Genomic DNA, 19,983 nt, shown 5'->3' with positions numbered 1-19,983 from the left:
TTACCCCTGACTTTTAAACAGTGGGTTATTGATGTATTTAATCGGGAATGCTTTATCTCCGAATAATCGGCGCTTAGCCAGTGACTCAATGCGAGTTTGTTCAGCGAATACATCAAACAAGTCGAACCGTACTTGATGCTCTGGATGAGAGGTTTGATAGTCGGTCACGCAGTCAGCAACCTGTTGCCAAAACGCCATTTCAGAATAGTGATAATGCGTCTGCATAAAAATCGCAATATCTGACAACGCCACAAAGAATAAGCAAGCAACCGTCATGTCCCGAATGCCATCGGTATCTTCGGTCTCGATGAATGAGCCTCTATTTAAGGCAGCATGAGCAGGCGGCAAGCTATAAAAGTCTGGACGTAAGTGTTGTTGAGTCAAATGCGCGGGTGAATAACGAACCCCGTCATGCAAGTCTTTTAATAATATCTTGATGGGATAGCCATCTTCATGTACCAAGACGATGTTTTGCGCATGGCACTCTAGTGCCACACCATAACCAAATAAGATATGTAGTAAAGGGGTGACAGTAACCTTAATCAACTGCGCAATCCATGTCTCTACGCCATATTTATCAAGCCAAGGTGTTATCAGATGCGAGCCATCAGCATTGATATAACTGACACCATTGAGCGGGAATGCTGTTTGCCCTTTTGATAGATGCTGACTGACGTTTTCTCGCCAAATCGCAGCCAGCCCGCCATACATATTTGGATGCTGATAGCCACGTGTGCGTAACGCCTCATGGTCTAAACTAACGCCAACGGTCTCACCTAAAAATGCAATGGGTAATGCTTGGGCCGTCTTGTCGTCTGCAATCAGTTGATTCAACCAAGTGGTGACAACTGCCGCATTCATCACAGTATGCTTTGCTAGTATTCGCGTGCTTGAGGTATTAATCAAATGCATACTCAGCTTTAAGTAGGCTTTATCATTAATAGTGTCATTGTTACCATTGTCATCGCTATTACCAAGCATCGTCAATGAGCGAATAGACTGCTGAGCGCGGTACTGATGACCTGCACTACCTAAGTAGATAACTTCTTGCGTGGCAAGCAATGGCTGTAACGCTTGAATCAAGGTGTTTTGCCATTGCCAAGGATGCGCAGGTATAAGGCAATAATTATTAGCCGTCTCGTCTACTTCATGACTAGCTGTACCTTCGTCTTGCTTATTTGTGATTGTAAGTACTTCTGTGAGTTTGGCATTGAGTGCAGAAAACTCATCCGCACCTACATAATCTTTCACCCATTCATTGATATCGATGTCAGTAGTGGTATTGCTCACTAGTAGCTGTTTTTTGACCGCTAACCACACCACACCGATGTTTTGATCAAACTCTGGGCCATAGTCATAGTTATCTTGCAAATCAAAACCAATACGAGACTTAAAACACGGATGATAAGGATGACCTGCCGTCAAATAGCCTTCGAGTTGCTCATAAGTGAGCATATCAATAGGCATAGGTATATTAGAAGCCAGTATCTGAGATTGTGTTTCGTTCACTAAGGTGTGACGCAGCTCTTTGATAAAGCTGTCTTTTAGCTCCGCACCCTCAATATTAAGCAAGATATCACTGATTACATGCTCAAGAATGGCATCTTGGGCAACACCGTTAACCACTCGCTGTACATTCAGCTCATTCAAACGAATGATGTCAAAACTGTAATGAATATAGCCTTGCGCGGTATAACTAACATCATCACTTGCTTGTATGACAAAATTCAGCAGAGTCTCACTATCAGCACTATTAGCGGTGTTCGCACTTTCAGATTCAAAATCAATAATATTTTCATATAGTAATGCTTGTAGCAATTGCTTGATCACCCGTTGCTCAGCGCGTGCCATGATTTTAGAATCAATAGGTGCTTGCCACGGTTTGGTCGCATAAGTGACGTCAGTACTATGATTGCCATTACTGTTTTTGGTAGGGTTTACTAGATGATTGGGCATAGATATAAGCTTCCTGTCTGAAAATTGAATCAAATAAAATTATGAATTTAGATACATTTAAAGCGAATGATAATTATTTACGTTAGCAAGTTAAAGTAAACCCCGATACGGGGTATTTTTTATGAGGATCGTGGTAATTTGCACGCTGAAGGGATTGTGAATAATAAAATCACCGCGATGACCACCAGTATTTCTTGGATCGCGCTTGCCATGCCGTCACTACTACCTGCTGCCAATAACTGCGCACTTCGACTGCCTATATAAAGGGTAGACAGCGTGATAAATATAGTAGAGATGATGCGGCGACTGATATTATTAAGGGCGGCTCCCTCAGTGACCGCGTCTTTGGGTAAGCTGCTAAATCCTACTGTTGTGGTTGGCAGATACGCCAAACCTACCCCAATACCTCGTACACTCATAATTAGCATTAATAGCCAAAGCGTAGGCTGATACAAGCACCATGCCAGCATCAAGGTAGACAGTGCACTAATCGCAATTCCTACGATGCCAATACCTCTGGCACCTTGCTTATCTACCATCTTGCCAGCGTAATGGGTGGTGACACTGGCTACAAGCGTCGCGACCATCAGGACAATGCCTGTCCATAAAGCACTCTCGCCCATCACATCTTGGATCAACACGGGTAATAGTAAGAGACACAGCATCAAACCGACTGTTTGAGTAATGCTAATGATATTACTGTGCAAATAGGTTTTATTGTTAAATAAGCGCACGTTTAATAATGGATATTTCTGCCGCCGCTCATATGCCCACCAAGCCATCGCGGACAGTAAAAATCCGACAGACAATAAACCTAAAGTGGCTATCTTTAATAAGCCATCACTGCTTAGTAGCCGGCCAGTGAAGTCTATCTTCAGCGTGCTCAGCCAAACCATCATCGCAAGCAGCCAAATAAGCAAACTGACAAACCCGATGGTATCGAAAGGGCTTTTTTTATCATGTGAGCGTATGTCAGGTATCAATCGCCACACCAACGCCATGACCGCTGCACTGAGTGGCAAGGTAATGGCAAACAGTGTCCACCACGCAAACTGCTCAACCAAGTAAGCACCGACCAAAGGGCCAAACGCCAACGACATCATAATAACAATGCCCCATAGTGCCATTACTCTACCGTGCTGCTGCTGCGGATAAATCTGATATAGCATACCAATAGACAGCGGGATAATCAGACCGCCACTCAGTCCTTGTATGGCTCTGGCAAAGATGACAAAGCTCATGCTAGACGCCAGCATGCCAATGACTGAGCCCAGCATAAATCCAAAAATTGCCGCCAAATAAACATGCTTAAACGGAAACTTTTTGTTTAAGTAGCCGCTTAGCATCAACCCCACACTCATGGCCAATACATAAGCATTTAGCACCCAGCCGCCCATCACGATATCGACATCAAACACCGACATAAAGACAGGAATCGCTGGATTAAGTGCACTATTACTAAAGCTGACCACTGTACCGCCGAGTAATAGTGTCAGTAATACCTGCTGTACTTGCTTATCGGTCAAGCTATTACTACTACTATTCGAGGCTTCGTTTATAGGAGACTCATTTGTAGATGCCTTATTTATAGGGGCTTTATTTATAGGGGCGTTGCTCATTAAGCAGTGGCACCATAGAAATTGAGATAACCTCTAGATTCTAGAAACTCATCGCGATTGCAAAAATATAATGAGGCGGTTTTTTCTGGCATCTCAATCAGACGTTGTACTCTATAAGCGAAGCTATCAGCAATCCATTGATACACCTCAACCTTACTATCCGGCTCGACCACGATTTTTTTGGCCTCAGTATGCTCAAATATAAACTTGCTGATCATCATACCTGTTGGCTTTAGATAGCCTTTGCCAACCACCGCTGGATCACCAAGCAAAATATGCCAGCCCATGTCCGTCTCTTTGGCTTTGTAATAATGAGATAACCGGTCACGAGCCGTCTCATAAATCTCTGTATAACCAATCGGCTTATCATCACAAATTATAAGGTAGAGACGCTGATGGTCATCGGCCAGCATTTTTTCAAAATGGGTTTTTAGCTGCGGCATCGGGAGATGTAGCTGCCACTGATCGACCACATGCTCAGCATGCATCCATTTATACAGCAATGGCATATCATCTGGGTAGCTGACAGGTCTCAACGCAAACGTCTTTTGATAAGCTTCAATGCTAAAGGTATCGGGTAGGTTTTGGGTGATAGTCGGCATGACTTGCTCCTAGTTATTATTTTGTTAGATGATTAATATTCTCTAATATCGTTTCTATTAAATATGAGTCTTATAAAGCACTACGCGCCAAAATTTTGAAAAACTTTCAAGGCGTCAGTGTCGTAAGTCTGCTCACCTGTTAACTGATTGACGATACACCCTGCACGATAAGCACCCAGCCCCAAGTCTGGTGCGCCAACGCCATGGGTATGCACCTCTTGGTTTTGTACAAAAATCTTGCCATCAGTCGCATTATCTTTTTGATCCGTTAGCACATACTTCAATGCATAGTCTCGATCAATGATTGGCTGCTCAAACTCATCATGTGCGATGCTAGGCAGTATCGTGTTTAAACACTCAGGTAGACCGTAACGATAGCCTGTACCAGCAATCACACAATCATACTCAGCAGTAAAATCTTGATTCTGTTCACGCTGTCTACCTACCAGTTTTATGGTGTCTGTCGGATCTGGCATTTCTAGCATTGTTGTCAGCGTTGCCTCAACCACTTCACAGTTAGACAGCAACGTCGAATGCAGATCTTGATTGGTAATACTGCGTTCATAAAGACGGTGGTAAATATCGCGTATGGTCTCAAAGCCCATGCCTTTATAGAGCAGGTCTTGCTTGGCAGTGACTTGTGGCTTGGTTGCTGAGTCTAAATCATAAAAGTAATCTGTATAAGCCGGGCTAAAATGCTCTAAGCCTAATGGGGAATACTCCATGGGGAAAAACCCTGCCGAGCGAGTCATCCAATCTAGCTGAAACTTAGGGTCGTCATTAGCACTATCATCGCCATCAAACTGCTGATCAAACAGCGTTCGATATACCTCTGCTGAGGACTGCCCAGATCCCAATACCAATATTTTGGTCAGCTTGTTGTCTGTCTTGGTGCTATTCAGATCAAGGCTACTAGCATTATTGAGGCTATCCAAATCAAAATTGTCTGCAAAATGGGCGGTGTGCATACAGCGGTTAGGCGCTTGTTTGGCAACATTTTGCAACGATGGTGGTAGCGTGGCCTGTGTGCCCGTTCCTATGACTAAATTTTTAGCATGATAGGTGTTTTGTGTGCCTTGCTCACAGACTGTCACTACAAATCCATCATTACTGTCGTCAAACGTTACGTCTATCACTGGCGCATCAAAATTCAGACTATCTAGCTGCTCTGCTACCCATTGGCAATAGTGGTTGTACTCTTTACGATAAATTTTAAATTCTTCTAAAAAGTAAAACTTGAGCAATCGGTGCTGAGTATGCAAATAATTCAAAAAAGAATACGGACTGGTTGGGTCTATCAATGTCACCAAGTCTGCCATAAAAGGCACTTGCAGTGTGGTGTTTGGCAATATCATGCCTTTATGCCAATTAAACTCAGCCTTTTGCTCAAAAAATTTGGCGGTTACGTCGGTCTTTGTCAGTAATGCCGCCAAACTTAAATTAAACGGCCCTACGCCAATACCAATAATATCTAACACGGTCGCCCCTTAGTGATTTGGTAGTAGTGATTTGATAGTCACGTTAATTCTGCTGCTAATTCTTGTTGAATCCTAACTTTTATCGTGTGCTTATCTTCGCTGTCTCAATATGACGTGCTACGTCATCATAGGGTTTGGGATATCGACATAAATAGACTGGGTTTCGACAGGTGCGGTTAGCTCATCGAGCGCATAGAGTCTGGTGAGTAGATTGCCCTTGAACGGCAATGTAGGACTACGCAACAACAAGTCAAATAACGAACGATGCGGGTATTGCTGCTCTAATGCTATTAAGCATTCTTTAAACGTCATGATTAATGCTTCCTCACTCACAAGCTGAGTACGAGCAATAGCAGTAATAAGACCAAATATACTGTTGCCAACTAAATAATAGGCAAAGCGTGAGTCGGCAAAGTCTTCTGGAATGACACACTCTCCTTCGCTAATAAGCTCGGGATAAGCATCAATGAGCGGCGTGGCGTACTCTGCAATATAGCCAAACCCTTGATTGTCTCTGGCCCAAAATTTAGTAGGATAGCCGTCTGTTAGCTCAATCAGACTGTTTTGCTGATGTACCTCAAACCCAATACCATGCTGATAGTACATATGAATAAGCGGTATAAAACCAACTTGCAAATAAGTGTCAAACCACTGGATAGCCACCTGTTCTAAAGGTTCATCTGTCTGTTTATGGATAGACTTAAACAGTGTCTCTAAACGGTTAGTGAGACGAGTTGGATGGTCTTGGCTTAAGCTGGCAAGATTGGTGACTTGCGTATCCTCTGTAAAAGGGTTGTCACGTAAGATGCAAATAGTCTCATCAATGATTTTGCCGTCGACACGTAAGGCAATCCAAGCAGGATCATTCAATACCGCAATCGTAGGGTACTCGGTTTTGAGCTGAGTACCATAGTCGCTACGCCAGATTCGGCAGGCATGCATACCACGTTTGCATTCTTTGGGCAGGTTAATCCGCACCGAATTGGTAATCGCCACAGACAACGACAGTTTAAACATCCAAGGCGCATCAAAGGCAGCCAGTGTGCGTACTGATGTCGTTGGATGTAGATACCAACCGAGCTCACCCAAGTCAAACAATTGGCCTTGTTCTAGCAGCTTTTGATACCATGGCTGCTGCTGCAAAAACCTTGCTTGCCAAGGGTGCAATGGCAACAGCTTATAGTCTGGATGCTCATCGACAAGTTGCTGCTGATAGCCACTCATATCAGCTTGTAGCTTTGATTTGAGCGCTGTGGTAATACTCTCGCCATCTACGAATTCTTCTGTAATGCAGCTGGGATGCACTAGCCAATAATGCAGCTGGGTTTTGCTACTGGTCTCGGGCGCATACTTCGCCCATTCGGCACCATAAAAACCAGCACGGCCTTTGGGTGTAGGGTGCATGGCATGACCGTAAATAAGGTTTTGTTCGGTCTGAATAAAGTCTTGCTGATAGTCAACGATGTCATCAATCTCATCATTGCGATGCTCTAAAATAATCTGCAGCCCCTCATAACTCTCAATCCAGCGCTTTAACACACCATTGGCATCTAGCGTCGCTTTGTCTTTATAACGATGCACGATGTCTTCAATAATCAAAGACGCTAGGCTCATAGCAGAGGATTTTATCCATCGGCTGTTTTGCAAAGGGTCGTCCAGTTGCGTGTCTAATGTTGAGTCTGATCGTATGCTGACCTGCTTATTCAATATAAGCGGCGTGCCTGCCAAACGGTGCTGACCCAATTGGCTCACTCTATCGACAGGTACGACCATTACCGTGTTCGAAGGCAATAGCATTAGCACTAATAAAGGCTTATTTTGTGAGGCCTGCTTCTGTATATCATCTTGCTGCTCTACGGCAATAATATCGCCGCGCCCAGTTTCAAAACAGTAAGCATTGATTAGATTTTGTAGTGTGAGACGATCAAGCGTTTTATGCTGCATCATGTTATTTCTTCCCATCAACGTTCAGGTTGTCAGAATTAAGTTGGTTAAAACCAGCAATAGCCATCTGCTCAATGATGTCTGCAATATCATTGATTTGGGTACTGGGATTTAGAATGGTGAATTTAAGGCAAAGGCGCTGCTCAAACTGGGTGGTAGCCACATTGGCGATATTGTTGACCAATAATGCTTGTGCAATGTGGCGATTGAGCTGTGCGAGTTGCTCATCAGATAGCGTGGTATCTTTGGGTGTAAAGTAAAACAAAACACTGCTAATAATAGGCTCATGTACCAGTACAAAATTTTCATTTGCATCAATCAGCTGTGCCGCCTGCTTGGCAGTATCCAGACAGTTATCAATCAAGGTTGCATAATCATCCGTCCCTAGCAAGTCCAGCGCCATCCACAGTTTTAATGCATCGAATCGGCGTGTGGTCTGTAAAGAATAGGTCACCAAGTTTGGAATGTTTTCCTGTTCGTCATCAGCCGAGTTTAAATACTCACTATGATGGCGAATGCTCTCGAAATTTCGATTGTCTCGTAAGAGAAAAGCACCACAGCTAATCGGCAAGAAGAAATGTTTGTGAAAGTCCAAGGTGATAGAGTCAGCCTGATTCAGCCCCTCAATCAAGTGTCGGTAGCGCTTTGACAATAGCAATGCCCCGCCCCATGCTGCATCGACATGTAGCCATATCTGTGCATCACGGCAAATTTTTCCGATAGACATTAGAGGATCAATAGCACCCAAGTCGGTGGTGCCAGCAGTTGCGATGATGGCCATCACATTGTCAGCACCCAGCTTATCTATCTGATGTTGTAAGTCAGACATCAGCATGGCACCTGATGTATCAGTCGCTACTTTAATGACAGATTTTTGACCTAGACCTAGTAGCGCCGCATTTTTTTCAATAGAAAAGTGCGCTTGGTCTGAGCATAGAATACTGCCGCTAGACTGACCCACCAGGCCGTCCTTTTGCACATCAACGCCCTTAGCCTTATAGAATTGATTGCGTGCCAGCAGTAGACCCATCAGATTACTTTGCGTACCACCACTGGTAAAGACGCCACCAGCGTTATGGCCTGTCTGTTCATCAAAGAGAGCACCAGAGATGTCATCGAACCCACAACGTTCACATAACCAATGAATGAGATTTTTTTCGATATAGGTCGCGGCTGGGCTTTGGTTCCATGAGTCCATACTTTGGTTAGTAGCCGCGATAATCATCTCAGCAATCTGACCAATAACCAGTGTGGGTGGATGCAAGTGCGCTAAGCAATTCGCATTGGCCGTCGACACACAACTGGGTAAAAACTTGTTTTGCATATCAGCGAGTATCGTGTCGATGTCTCGGCCTTGCTCACGGATGCTAAAGGTATTAGTCGCTTGCACTTGTTGCAGCGTGCCGCCCAAATACACGTTATTGTCGTCTAGCCACTGTTTGATGACAGCGCTGGTTTTTTGCATATGCGTGACATATTGTTCACTGGTTTGCTGGTTTAATAAATGCAAAATGTCCTCACCCGTCCTATTCCACGATTGTATAAATCGAAAATAAGTGACTTATTATTAGAGTCGTTATTAGAGTCGTTATCAGAGTTTTTTTATAAATGTGTGAATCATGCTAAGGCGCTGGCAATACTATTGATTGTCTTCTAGCGCCATATCAAGCCTTTGCAAGACTTGCTGCAGCTCATCTTTGGTTATATTGAGGGGCGGCAATAATCGTAGTACTGTGCCACCGCGCCCGCCCTTTTCAATCACCAAACCATGTTTAAAACACGCTTGTTGGATTTTGGCAGCCATATCACTATCTGCTGGATAGCTACCGTCATTTTGCTTAGGTAGGCTGGGATTGACGATTTCTATACCAATCATAAGACCACGCCCTCTGACTTGGCCAATTTGTGGATAGCGCTGTTGGCGTATTTTTAGCTGCGACATGAACCATGCACCTATTTCTAAAACATAATCAGCAACGTTATTGTCTTTTAAGTAATTGAGGGTGGCAAGGCCAGTCGCCATGGCCAATTGATTGCCTCTAAACGTGCCAGAATGATTGCCCGATTGCCATACATCGTATTGTTTTTTGATACCTAATACCGCGAGTGGCAGACCACCACCGATTGCTTTTGACATCACAATCATGTCGGGATCAATATCCGCATATTGATAGGCGAACCAACGTCCTGTGCGGCAAAACCCTGTTTGCACTTCATCGATAATCAGCATGATGCCTAGCTCTTTTGTCACTCGGCGCACATGCTTCAGCCACTCTATTGGCGCAGGATTGACACCGCCTTCCCCTTGTATGACTTCCAAAATGACCGCGGCTGGTTTCACCACGCCACTCTCTACATCTTTTAGGAAGTTTTCAAAATAGCGCATATGGGCGTGGATGCTTTGCTCAAAAGGCAAGCCAAACGCGCAGCGATACATATTGGGATAAGGCAAGAACTGTACCGAGCTCATCAGACCTTCGATGCCTTGTTTAGGTGCCAAGTTTCCTGTCACCGCCAGCGCGCCATGCGTCATGCCATGATAGCCACCGCTAAAGCTAACCACACCTGAACGACCAGTGACTTGTTTGGCCAGTTTGATAGCGGCTTCTACCGCATCAGCACCCGTCGGGCCACAAAACTGCAAGCAATACTCATCGCTATTGGTTGCAAGCAGTTTATACATGAACTCGCTGAATTTATCTTTTAACGGTGTGGTGATATCCAATGTATGCATCGGTAGATTGCTGTCTAATAGCGCTTTGATGCTTTCTATGACTACGGGATGATTGTGCCCAAGTGCCAGCGTGCCAGCACCTGATAGGCAATCGATATACTCATTACCTTCCACATCGGTAATCCACGCCCCTTTGGCTGATTGAATCGCAAAGGGCAGCTTACGTGGATAACTACGAACCTTCGATTCAAATTTTTCTTGACGATTTAAGTAGCATTCGTTATCACGTGATTCGTCTAATAAGATCGTGTCCATAGCTTCAGCCTTGTTATTGTCAGTAGTTTTGGATAAATATTCAAAATTAAGTTGTGACGCTTACTTCTTAAAAGATTGCTCATTTATATTGAATGATAATGTAAATGATAATCATTATTAATTAGGCGTAGTATCTACTACCAACAACTGACTGTCAACCCAGTTTGCAAATTTTCTGTTGATAAAAATAACAAAGATAGCAGCTAGCGTGAATCCAAGAACGACAAATCAAGAGCTATTAATTAGGAACAATGCAGGCTACTACAAACTGTCGACTAATTAATGACACACAGCTACCTAACACAGATAGTTCTGGACTATCTATGTTCACTTATATCGTTGATTAATAGCTATCTAAAGACAGCAACTACCTACTTGCCGAGGCTGGCACCTTACGAATGAGCCATAAGAAGTAGCCACCACCGATAATCGCCGCAATCGTACCAGCAGGCAGTTCATAAGGGAAAATAACATAACGGCCAATCCAATCCGCTATCACCATCACCCCTGCCCCTAAAAGTGCAGCTAGTGGCAATTGCCGTTCAAGCTTCACAGCTCCCAGCGAGGTAGCTAAGTGAGGCACCATTAAACCAATAAAGCTCAATGGTCCAACGGCAAGCGTACTGGCCGTACTAAGCGCTGCCACCAATACCAACAACGACAAAGTCACTGGCGTAACTGCCACACCTAGATTACGCGCCACACCTGTGCCTAAGCCAAGGACACGCAAGGGTTTTATCAGCAGTAGACTGAGTACAAATAAGATAGCGGCAATACCAATGAGATACCATACCGTACTAGGCTGGGCGCTATAAGTTGTCCCTGACAGCCAGCTGAGCATCGCCTCCAGACGCGGATCTCCTGAGAGCTTGACCATATGCATCACCCCATCCATCATGGCGGCAATACCTATGCCCACTAACAGTAAATAACCTGAGCTGACCCTGCGTGCCAGCCAAATAATCAATAGCAACACGGCCATCGCCCCTGACAGTCCTGAAACCAGCAACGTCCCTGCTCCCGCAGATAGCCCTAAACTTGGCAGTAATAAAAACCCCAAAATAACCCCAAGTGCGGCGCCTGAACTGACACCTAACACCTCAGGACTGGCCATGGGGTTACGCGTTAAGGTTTGCAGTAGCACACCGGCCACTGCCAACATCAAGCCTGTCGCTGCAGCACTCAAACTGCGAGGTAAGCGGTACTGCTGAGTGAGCGCCCAGTCCGTACTGAGCCCCCACCCATTGATGTCTTGTACAAAAAGACAAGCCAGCATGATGATAGCGAGCACACCAACGCCCCATCGCCAAAAGGCAATGGATGTATGCTTACCCGCAAGCATCGGTGTCACTGTCTCTATCCGCGCGCGGCGCTGACGCAAAATCAGCCAAATAATCAGCGGCGCACCCAAGATACCTGTCATGGCACCAGCTGGAATTTGCATATCGAGTATTGGCTCAAGCAGTAACGCGACATTACTGGTCAACAACAACAGCAGCGCCCCCAACCCAAAGGCAATGGCCAAACGCTTACCAATAGCAGAAATACCTAGCGCATTGACCAAACTTGCCGCACCAAGACCAATAAAACCAATTAAACCAACTTCACTAATCACTAAAGCGGTCACAACGGCTACCACCAATACAACAAGTGCACGAATCCCATTAATAGGCACACCCAGACGTTTTGCTTGGGTGTCATCTAGACTCATAAGCGTTAATGGTTTCAATAATGGCAGACATACGACCGCCATCAAAATAGCAGTGATGACTAGCGCTATACTGGTATGCCAGCTGTTTTGTGCCAAAAACCCAGCCGCCCACGACAGCATTCCATTACTACGCTCAGCAAAAAATAGCACTAGTACATTGGCTACTGCGGCCAGCAAAATATTGACAACCAAACCGGCCAATATCAAAATCAATGGATTAAATCGACTGGGTGCTGATAAGGCAAAAACTAGACCCATACTAATGATAGCCCCTACAAAGGCCACGTAAATTCCGCCATAAATAGCTAAGCTTGGCAAAAATAACGTGACGATGAGCATGGCCAACTGTGCACCCACGCCCACCCCTAGCGTCGTATCTGATGCTAATGGGTTTTTTACCAATTGCTGTAATAAAATACTGACCACGCCTAATAGCCCGCCAGCCAACAACGCCACCACGCTGGTCGCCACTAGATGCAGCTGTATCGCCATACTGGCAATATCTAATTGCGAGCTTGGTATAAGCAAGTCACTGACTGGGCGCGTCCACTGTTGATCTAACAGAGCCCAACTACTCCATAACGACAATGCCGCTAATCCGATGATCATGGTCCATAGTCGCCAAGACAAATTGGCAAATAAAGAAGTCTGTGGTTTGTGTTGGTTCGGTGGCTGATTCAGTGGTGATGACTGTTTCAATGATTGCGACGATGATAACGTTGATGAGGGTTTTGGAACTGTTGCTGCTTGAGAAGCTAATGTCATCGTATGAGCACTGTCGTTATGAGAACTGTCGGTGTGGTTATTGATAGGGTTGTTGTTAGTATCTGCATTGGCGCTCATAGTACTTCCCCGCCTTTTAATGAAACTTCTGACAAGTTGTTTGCTAGGCTAACCAATGATGACATCCCACCATAAATCCATACTGGTGGTAGCTCGCCCACACAGCGGGTATTGCCATAACCTAGACGCTGCCAAATCAAGCTGTCATCAATTTCAGCTCGAGTAATTGGGCTCAGCGGGTCGATAATTAATAAACAAGTCTCATCATCTAATTGCGCCAAATCTCCCATTCGTATCGGCACAAACCCCCACTGATTGCCCTTGCCCAATACCACAAGCTCTCTATTCATCTGCTCTAACGCAGGCTGAAATAAGCTATTTGCCACATACATACGCATGTTATTAGCATCCGTAAACTGTACCACTGCAAATTTCTTGGCTTTTGGATAACGCTGTTGGAATTGCTGACTGGCCAGCTGTATGTCTTTCTGACTTTGTACAATATAGTCTTCAGCCATCTTCGGGTTATCGATCAGCATGCCAAGCTCCCGCGTCGGTTCCGTATAGTCAGCCCAGGTTGCCGTCTCTCCTTTTGCCGCAGACATCACAGATTCTGCAGGGACATCGCCGTATAAATTGCGTGCATGCTCATAGAAATAATTATCTATGACCATATCGACAGGCAGTTGGGCGATTAGCTCAGCGTTGGGCTGATAGCGTATGCCCAAGTCTGTTATCGATGTTGGTAGTTTGGGGCTTCCCACCCATCTGTCCCAAACCCTGACATCACCTGTCGCAATTGGTGCATGCCCCATCGCTGTCAAAGTCGCTGCATTACCCCAGTCAGGAGACACGATATTCATCCTATCGCTATGACTGTTTTCTGCTTCTGAGGTAGCGGTTGTCCGACTATTACAAGCGGTCAATACCAAACACAATGCGAGGGCGAACCATTTCAATGTTGTCATTACTGATACTGGCGTAACTAGTAGATATTTCGATAATTTATCTGTATAAAAAACGGGAGGCATAAAAGCGTATCTTTGTAGGCAAATTAGAAAGAAGGAGCAGAAACCAGACGTTAAGCGACTGCGACAGGCTGTCCAGTAATAGGATGACTGAGCAGCTGCATATCGACATTAAAGATATCGTGTAGCACGGTAGGTTGCATGGTACTGGCGATATCGCCGTTGTGACATATTTGGCCATTTTTCAGTGCGATGACTCGATCGGCATATTGCGCTGCCAAATTAATATCATGGATAATAATTACCACGCTTAAGCCTTGCTCATCCACCAAACGACGAATGAGCTGAATGACCTCGATTTGATAATGCATATCAAGCGCAGCAAGTGGTTCATCGAGTAATAAGTAACGGGTATCCTGTGCCAAACACATCGCGAGCCACGCACGAGCGCGCTCACCACCAGATAGCGTGGCAGTAATTCGATCAGCAAACGCTTCGGTTTTAGTCACTTTTAATGCTTGCGCGACTTTGTCTTTATCTATTTGAGTTGGCTTTTGCAGCCATTTTTGATGAGGATAGCGCCCTAGCATGACCAGCTCACGCACCGTGAATCCAGCAGCTTCTGGCAATTGCTGCGGCAGATATGCCATTTGCCGCGCTAACTCCTTACTGCCGTAGTCATTGATACTGTGCTCATCTAATGTGACATTGCCGCTACTACTTGCCATCTCACCCGCTAGCGCTTTGATCAAGGTCGACTTGCCAGACCCATTATGCCCAACCAAAGCCACCAGTTGATTGGTATCAATTTCACAAGTCACGTTGTCTAATAGAGTATTTCCTTGACGGCTGATAGTCAGCTGGTTTGCACGTAGCATATAAGCACTCATTGTTGATAAAAATAATATGTCATAAAAATGATGGTTCATCGGTCATCAGCTATAGACCAATTTTTGACGATCAAACCACAATAAAAATTGATTTTACTCGTAAATGATAACAAAAACAATTATCATTAACTATAAACTCATTCACTTTAATTTCAACGCTCTGTTGATTGCGAGTATTTATATGACTAATCTTCTTTTAGCTACTACAGAAAACACCGATAACCAAAACAGCCAATACACTCCCCTAAACGACCCTGAAATAGCAGGTGTGGTCGCTCATATTAATGAGGAGCACCTCGACGAACTGCTTGGATTTTTGAGTGTGTTTACTTCATTATCTACCGCCGAATTGGATCTGGTCGATGCCCAAATAACTGATATTTATGCTGAAGGTATTGCTATACAGACTTGTCCAAAAGGCGTAGAGAATCAATCAACTGCCGCTCAAAATAGTTCACTCTATAACCAGACTTTCTTTATTGCTTTTGCTGCACCTATCTCCCAGCTTGATGACTTGCAAGCCCAATATATCTTGCTAAAACAAAGAGCAGATAAAAAGCTAGGCAAAAAAACAATCAAACTGACCAAGCAAGTATTTGAGGTACAAAATAGCTATAGAATCAGCAAAAATATGCTGCGCCTTGAATTGAGCATGCCTTCATTAAGCGATGTTGAAGGCGCAAAAAGCTCGACGTCAGTACCTACCAACGAAGCGGGTTACGCGTACTTGTTTGATTTAGAACACAATGCAATGACCAACGCATTGATTACTGACAGCACTGATGGCAATAAAGCTGGTGACTATAAAACTAATGATAGCGAGAAGCAAAACGTACGCCCTGCTCGTCCTCACTGCTATTACACTTTAAGAAAAGCATGGCAAGCTGATGATGAGATACGAGCATGGGTCGATGTTTTTTTGCATGGGGATACACCGGGCGGCAACTGGGCAACAGCACTACAAGCAGGCGAGACCGTTGTCACAAAACGAGAGTTTCCAGAAAAGGTAGAGCACTTACGAGACGGTCAAGCGGTACTGATTGTCGATGAGACATCAATGCCAACGGCAGCACGACTGCTAGAGCTATGGAATAACCCTACACCACCATTAGTCGTTTGTGTGACGCAAGATGCAGGCGATCAAAGTTATTTTGATAATGTAAAAATGCGCAGTGGCCTTGATTGCGATACTGAAAGCCGCGAGGATAACCACTTTACCGTACTGCCTATAGTAACCAATCAACCAAACTCGGGAGCAGAGTTAGCCACGCTAATTGACAGTAAATTAGGCGATTATTTGACTGACAATCCTCTACAGATTGATAAAGTCTGGGGAGCGCTAGAAGCGAATACTGCCAAAGCATTGCGTCCATTGCTGAAAGATCGACTTGGGCTAAGTCGTATTGATGTTGTGGTAAAAGTCTACTGGCGTCACGATTAGTTTGCACAAAAAACGCTCCCTTTTGGGAGCGTTTTTTTACGATTCAACTATTACTTTTAGATAATATTGTCATCTATAGCGGTTTGAATGTATAGGCTCGCCGTATTACCACTATCTTGGTACAAATCATAACCTGCCTGATCAGAAGTAGCTGCCTTAGTCATATCAGATACATTAACAGTATCAACGCTATCGCCCTTGATGAACAGCTGATTATTGCCATCAGTTATGTCAACAACATCACTGAGACTTATACTGAGCGTTTGAGCAGTGTCGTTAGTCAAATCAATAGTTTCAAAATTAACAACTTCACTCATGTCAGTATTAGCAACAACATTTATGTCGTTAATTACTAATGTATCATTGTCTAAACTGCCATCCGAGTTTTCACCACCATCGATTGAGACATCATTTCTATCAAATATCAAAATATCATTGCCATCACTGCCTGATAAGATATCCGCGCCGCTCAGGCCAACTAAAGTATCATCTCCTGCGCCACCACTTAGGGTTTCGGCTTGATTAGTCCCTACTAAGTAGTCATTATCTGCCGTACCACGCGGGGCAATGTCATCCATTGAGTCGGGGCTTTGCGGTGTCGCATACTCATTGTAGTTCAACGTAACCGTTGAGCTGGCTGTATCACCATCTGAATCTGTATATTCAAATTTAAAGACATCAATATCATCTACACCAGCTATAACAATATCTGCTATATTTTTAACTGGATTGAATTTATAACTACCATCAGCATAACCAACGAACACACCATAGTCAGTTTGGAATTCATAGTTAGTCGCGTCGCCATCTGTATCAATAATTTCAATTGTTGTGTCACTATCAGTGGTTGATACGCCTGACCAAATAATACCAGTACCAGTCGAATTGAGATAATCAACAGCATCGCCACCAACAGCTACTTTACCTTCAACAACGATATTATTATCCAATTCAGGTAATGGGTTTAAAGGTGTTAACTTACCAATGACATCATAAATGTTTTCTTGACCTTCTTCACTATTAACGACAAAGGTACTTTCATCATCTAAAGCAGGATCATAATCAGAACCATCTAAAACAAGATCGGTATCCACTATCCCATCGCCATTAGTATCGACTCTATCTATAACCCCATCACCATCAGTATCTTCAGCTCGCTGACCAGTTGTACTATAGACAATATAGTCAAGCCTACCGTCACCATTACTATCAATAGCATCGTTGATGTTATCACCATCGAAATCAATACCGTCAGATCCACCATTCTTATTAGAGTCAATATAAGCAATATCACCGTTTCCAAGAATAGTGTATCTGAAGCCTGTTGTTAGATTAGCTACAAACTGTGCATCTCCTTTATCTCCTAAGATACCGTTACCATTTAAATCATAAATATTCCCAGTTTGATTAGTAAACGCATTAGTTGAAAATAATTTTCCTACAGCAGAATATAGAGACTCATCAATTTTTCCATCACCATCGTTATCAATACCATCATAGCCTTGATATACCTTCAAGAAGTCTTTGTTTTTGTCCGAGTCAATGGTAGAGCTCGCATCCTGATTGACGAGTGTCACATCAAGCATGTACTGCTGACCAGCAATATCTACAATTTGAGAGGCATTCGGTATCACAATAAAGTCACTTTGAACAAAAGTATCCGAGTAAGTAGCAGAATCTATACCATAAGTAGCACTCGTAAAATTATTAGGAGTTTCATTATGCTGTAACAAATAATCCACATTGACTGATTCAGAGTTGCCATTAACATCAACTATGAAGTCGATGTTTAAGTTTGTCTCAAGTAACGTACCACCGTCTCCGAAGATGCCAAAGTTAATATGTGAAAAATCACCTAAATCAAGGTTAGTCTCAAACTCAATCTCTTCACCATTACCTTGATAAGCAGTATTTTCATAAGTCGTGTATCCTGCAGGAGAGCTATCAGCATCTCCTGGTCTACCCCAATAAATACCTTCATCCAGGGCGTCTATATAAGTGTTTCCATCTGGTGCTGTATAAGTCGCATCTTGTTCCGCAGACAGCGTACCTGTAGCCCCATAATCACGACTAGGTACCGTAGTGCCAGGGTTACTAGCTGCAGGATTGTTTGCTACCAGATAGTTTTGACCATCTGTATTGGTCGGTTGGGTAAATAATGTCTCAGTAAAACCCGTTTGTAAGCCACTAATAGTAATAGTCTCTTGCTGTACATCAATGTTCCAAACCACTGGCTGAGGCGCAGGAGAATCATCTTCGATGATGGCCAACAACTCGTCAGATGTGGCTAATGGATTTGTAGCAGAAGAATCTTCGTATACTTCAATACCAAAATCAACCGACAGAATACCTTCAATATCATCACCTTGAGTATGATCTACAGGTGCGCCCAACGTGACATTGTATCCAAATTGATAGCCATCAGTAATTGCTTCTTTATTACCGTTTAGACTTATGGTTAGTACATTCTGAGTTTGAGAGGCACCCAAGCTATCAATATATTCATACTCACCAACAATATCACCTGTACTTGAATCAATTCTGAAAACAACAGGATTGCCTTGACTAGTAATACCATTATCAACAGTTGGTAATACAAATTTCACAACCGCATTTGAAAGGTCAGTGTCTGTATCAGTTACTCGAATCCAGTTACCATCTGTATCAGTTACTGAATCAGTGGTATCAAGCGTTGAGTCTGGATTGCTATCTGGATTTCCTCCTTCTAACCCTTCTTCAGAAACACGCCCTGGCGGCTCAACTTCAATTCTAGTTAACTGGTCGTAGTCAATAGTAACAGTTGCTTCGTTAGACAATAGACCAGTTGTATCTTCAACTGTGTAACTGATTGGCGTTGGGTTATCGGTAAAGCCGGCTTCTGGTGTGAAGGTGATGTCGCCTGTGGCAGCATCAACACTCCATTCGCCTTCGCCTGCCACAACAACCGATTTGCCGTCAGCGGCGATGGTGCCACCTGCTGGTGAGGCGGTGATGATGACCATCGTTGGGTCTAGATCGCCTTCTACATCTGTATCGTTACCGACCACAGCAACAGTAATAGCATCGCCAAGCACTTGGTCTAACTTTTCATCATCCACTGCTACTGGCGCTGTTTGTGGATAGTCAATGGTAATAGTAGATTCATTAGAAGTTAAACCAGTACTATCGCTAACCGTATAGCTGATTGGCGTTGGGTCACCAGTAAAACCTGCTTCTGGGGTAAAGGTGATATCACCTGTTACTAAGTCAACACTCCAAGATCCTTCACCTGGTACGCCAACCGATTTACCGTCAGCGGCAATAGTACCACCCGCTGGTGATTGGGTGATGATGACAGTCGATGGAAGAATATCTCCATCAAAATCAAAATCATTACTCAATACCTCAATGTTAACCAATTGACCAGAAACACCGATTTCGCTGTCATCGATAGTGACTGGTGCTGTTGGTGGATAGTCCACAATAACGGTTGCCTCATTAGAGATCAGGCCCGTGCTATCGCTAACCGTGTAGCTGATTGGCGTTGGGTCCGCGGTGAAGCCTGCGACTGGGGTAAAGGTGATGGCCCCTGTTACAGGGTCAACAACCCATGTGCCTTCGCC

12 protein-coding genes are annotated in these 19,983 nt (G+C 44.1%); 1 reads left to right on the top strand and 11 read right to left on the bottom strand.

The window, feature by feature from the left end; all coding sequences use genetic code 11:
* The 10 genes from ACIGBM_RS08025 to ACIGBM_RS07980 all read right to left on the bottom strand — a co-directional run bounded on the left by ACIGBM_RS08025 (position 1) and on the right by ACIGBM_RS07980 (position 14,928).
* Entirely contained in the window at positions 1-1,956 is a 1,956-nt protein-coding gene (locus ACIGBM_RS08025; RefSeq protein WP_379544550.1) for an IucA/IucC family protein, read from the bottom strand.
* Between the two features lie 119 nt (positions 1,957-2,075).
* On the bottom strand, positions 2,076-3,575 hold the full coding sequence (locus tag ACIGBM_RS08020) for an MFS transporter (protein WP_379544551.1): 1,500 nt from the start codon (positions 3,573-3,575) through the stop codon (positions 2,076-2,078).
* A complete protein-coding gene (locus ACIGBM_RS08015; RefSeq protein ID WP_379544552.1) occupies positions 3,575-4,177 on the bottom strand; it encodes a GNAT family N-acetyltransferase in 603 nt (200 codons plus the stop codon). Before ACIGBM_RS08015 ends, ACIGBM_RS08020 begins: the two co-directional genes overlap by 1 nt.
* An 80-nt stretch (positions 4,178-4,257) precedes the next feature.
* Positions 4,258-5,655 carry a lysine N(6)-hydroxylase/L-ornithine N(5)-oxygenase family protein gene (locus ACIGBM_RS08010; RefSeq protein WP_397477373.1) on the bottom strand — a complete coding sequence of 466 codons (1,398 nt, stop codon included), beginning with the start codon at positions 5,653-5,655 and terminating at the stop codon, positions 4,258-4,260.
* 117 nt (positions 5,656-5,772) lie between these two features.
* A complete protein-coding gene (locus ACIGBM_RS08005; protein WP_397477372.1) occupies positions 5,773-7,602 on the bottom strand; it encodes an IucA/IucC family protein in 1,830 nt (609 codons plus the stop codon).
* Position 7,603: 1 nt separating this feature from the next.
* Positions 7,604-9,109 (bottom strand): pyridoxal phosphate-dependent decarboxylase family protein, encoded by a 1,506-nt coding sequence (locus ACIGBM_RS08000; RefSeq protein ID WP_397477371.1) that lies wholly within the window; start codon positions 9,107-9,109, stop codon positions 7,604-7,606.
* Positions 9,110-9,238: 129 nt separating this feature from the next.
* Complete coding sequence (locus ACIGBM_RS07995; protein ID WP_397477370.1) at positions 9,239-10,588, bottom strand: diaminobutyrate--2-oxoglutarate transaminase family protein; 1,350 nt, start codon at positions 10,586-10,588, stop codon at positions 9,239-9,241.
* Between the two features lie 367 nt (positions 10,589-10,955).
* Positions 10,956-13,142, bottom strand: coding sequence for a Fe(3+)-hydroxamate ABC transporter permease FhuB (fhuB, locus tag ACIGBM_RS07990; protein WP_397477369.1), 2,187 nt, complete (start codon positions 13,140-13,142; stop codon positions 10,956-10,958).
* The gene (locus ACIGBM_RS07985) at positions 13,139-14,050 is read right to left on the bottom strand and encodes an ABC transporter substrate-binding protein (RefSeq protein WP_397477368.1); all 912 of its coding nucleotides are present in this window, start codon (positions 14,048-14,050) and stop codon (positions 13,139-13,141) included. The genes fhuB and ACIGBM_RS07985 overlap by 4 nt, the downstream gene beginning before the upstream one ends.
* Before the next feature lie 113 nt (positions 14,051-14,163).
* Positions 14,164-14,928, bottom strand: coding sequence for an ABC transporter ATP-binding protein (locus tag ACIGBM_RS07980; RefSeq protein WP_379544559.1), 765 nt, complete (start codon positions 14,926-14,928; stop codon positions 14,164-14,166).
* Positions 14,929-15,121: 193 nt separating this feature from the next.
* Here ACIGBM_RS07980 and ACIGBM_RS07975 point away from each other — a divergent pair, with 193 nt between their 5' ends.
* Positions 15,122-16,381 carry an SIP domain-containing protein gene (locus ACIGBM_RS07975; protein WP_397477367.1) on the top strand — a complete coding sequence of 420 codons (1,260 nt, stop codon included), beginning with the start codon at positions 15,122-15,124 and terminating at the stop codon, positions 16,379-16,381.
* A 56-nt stretch (positions 16,382-16,437) separates the two neighbouring features.
* Here the strand turns inward: ACIGBM_RS07975 and ACIGBM_RS07970 are convergent.
* The coding region (locus tag ACIGBM_RS07970; protein ID WP_397477366.1) for an Ig-like domain-containing protein at positions 16,438-19,983 on the bottom strand (3,546 nt) is incomplete at its 5' end.

The sequence above is a fragment of the Psychrobacter sp. NPDC077938 genome (assembly GCF_044542635.1).
In the GTDB taxonomy this organism is placed as follows: Bacteria; Pseudomonadota; Gammaproteobacteria; order Pseudomonadales; family Moraxellaceae; genus Psychrobacter.
The sequence above is the reverse complement of the archived record's forward strand: the minus strand, read 5'-3'. Positions and strand labels throughout refer to the sequence as shown.

Bases quoted from the DNA above. Each gene is read 5' to 3' on its own strand.
- ACIGBM_RS08025 (WP_379544550.1), bottom strand. From the start codon at position 1,956: ATGCCCAATCATCTAGTAAACCCTACCAAAAACAGTAATGGCAATCAT.
- ACIGBM_RS08005 (WP_397477372.1), bottom strand. From the start codon at position 7,602: ATGATGCAGCATAAAACGCTTGATCGTCTCACACTACAAAATCTAATC.
- ACIGBM_RS08020 (WP_379544551.1), bottom strand. From the start codon at position 3,575: ATGAGCAACGCCCCTATAAATAAAGCCCCTATAAATAAGGCATCTACA.
- ACIGBM_RS07975 (WP_397477367.1), top strand. From the start codon at position 15,122: ATGACTAATCTTCTTTTAGCTACTACAGAAAACACCGATAACCAAAAC.
- fhuB (WP_397477369.1), bottom strand. From the start codon at position 13,142: ATGAGCGCCAATGCAGATACTAACAACAACCCTATCAATAACCACACC.
- ACIGBM_RS07995 (WP_397477370.1), bottom strand. From the start codon at position 10,588: ATGGACACGATCTTATTAGACGAATCACGTGATAACGAATGCTACTTA.
- ACIGBM_RS07985 (WP_397477368.1), bottom strand. From the start codon at position 14,050: ATGACAACATTGAAATGGTTCGCCCTCGCATTGTGTTTGGTATTGACC.
- ACIGBM_RS07980 (WP_379544559.1), bottom strand. From the start codon at position 14,928: ATGCTACGTGCAAACCAGCTGACTATCAGCCGTCAAGGAAATACTCTA.
- ACIGBM_RS08015 (WP_379544552.1), bottom strand. From the start codon at position 4,177: ATGCCGACTATCACCCAAAACCTACCCGATACCTTTAGCATTGAAGCT.